Origin of the sequence: uncultured Limnohabitans sp., from assembly GCF_937889215.1 — a bacterium.
Taxonomy (GTDB): Bacteria; Pseudomonadota; Gammaproteobacteria; order Burkholderiales; family Burkholderiaceae_C; genus Limnohabitans_A.
Genome location: NZ_CALBEX010000549.1, coordinates 1 through 1,616 on the forward strand (window position 1 = coordinate 1; position 1,616 = coordinate 1,616).

1 protein-coding gene is annotated in these 1,616 nt (G+C 60.3%); it reads left to right on the top strand.

From position 1 onward, the window contains the following. Positions 1-178 precede the first annotated feature (178 nt). A partial coding sequence (gene istA, locus Q0341_RS13850) for an IS21 family transposase (RefSeq protein WP_299514477.1) occupies positions 179-1,616 on the top strand: 1,438 nt, incomplete at its 3' end.

Sequence of the window (1,616 nt, forward strand, 5' to 3'; positions counted from 1 at the left end):
CGACCAGAATGCAGAAATAAATGAACTGGACGATGGCCAGCAGGGCAATGATGTGGACGTAATGTTGATTTTCAACTGAAATTGACCCCTTTGAGTTGAGTTTTTTCATCCAAATTTGACCCCTTGATTAAAGTCTCCTGCTTACTTTTTAAGCAGGAGGGACCAAGGAGTGATCAAAGTGGGAACACTGGCAAAGATTCGGCGGCTGCACCTGCGAGATGGTGTGCCAATTAAGGAAATTGAAAGAAGAACGGGGCTGGCAAGAAACACGATCAAGGCGTGGCTGCGCAAAGACCAGATGGTCGAGCCCAAGTACCCGCAACGGGTGGTGACCAGCAAATTGAGCGGTTACACCGACACACTGGCGATCTGGTTGAAGGCCAACGCCTACCGAGGCAAGCGCGAGCGGCGCACGATACTGGCCATGCACGAAGAACTGGTAGGCCTTGGCTACAGCGGCAGCTATGCCAGAGTGGCCGCCTTTGCGCGGACCTGGCGCAAAGAGCAGGCCGCAAACGCGGGCAAGGCAGCCTTCGTGCCGCTCAAATTTGCGCTCGGCGAGGCCTTCCAGTTTGACTGGAGCACAGAATACGCCTGGGTGGGTGGATTGCGACGGCGCCTGGAAGTGGCGCACACCAAGCTGTGTGCCAGCCGCGCCTTCTGGCTGGTGGCCTACCCCAGTCAAAGCCATGAGATGCTGTTTGATGCGCACGCCCGCGCCTTTACCGCTTTCGGTGGGGTACCGCAGCGCGGCATCTACGACAACATGAAAACCGCTGTTGACAAGGTAGGCCTGGGCAAAAAGCGGGTCATCAATGCCCGGTTTGAAGCCATGACGGGGCACTACCTGTTCGAGCCCGAGTTCTGTAACGTGGCCAGCGGCTGGGAAAAAGGCATCGTCGAGAAAAACGTGCGCGACCGGCGCACCAGCATCTGGCACAAGGCCCAGCGCCAGCGCTGGGACAGCATGGCGAGTTTGAACGACTGGCTGGCCGAGCAAAGCCGCACGGCTTGGGGTGAGCTCAATCACCCGGACTGGCCGGCGATGAAGGTCGCTGATGTGCTGCAGGACGAGCAAACCCGCCTGATGCCCAACCCCAAGGCATTCGATGGTTACGTCGAAGTGCTGGCCCGGGTCTCCAGCACCAGTCTGGTTCATCTACAGCGCAACCGTTACAGCGTGCCGACCGAGCACGCCCACGAGGTCGTCAGCCTGCGCCTGTACCCGGACCGACTGGAGGTCGTAGCTGAGAACGAGCGCGTTGCCAGCCATGTGCGCAGCTTCGAGCGCAGTCAGACCTTCTACGACTGGCGCCACTATGTGAGCCTGATCGAGCGCAAGCCGGGAGCTTTGCGCAACGGGGCACCGTTTGAGACCCTGCCAGGGCCCTTGAAGCTGTTGCAAAGCATCCTGCTGCGCCATGAGGGCGGTGACCGCGTGATGGCGCAGGTGCTGGCTGCGGTTCCGGCGCACGGCCTGGAGGCGGTACTGGTGGCCGCTGAGTTGGCGCTGGAGGCGGGCAAGCCCAGCGGCGAGCATGTGCTCAATGTGCTGGCCAGGCTGAAATCGCCCGCTGGCGTCATGGCCCTGGAGTCGGCCAGCACACCAGTCAAGC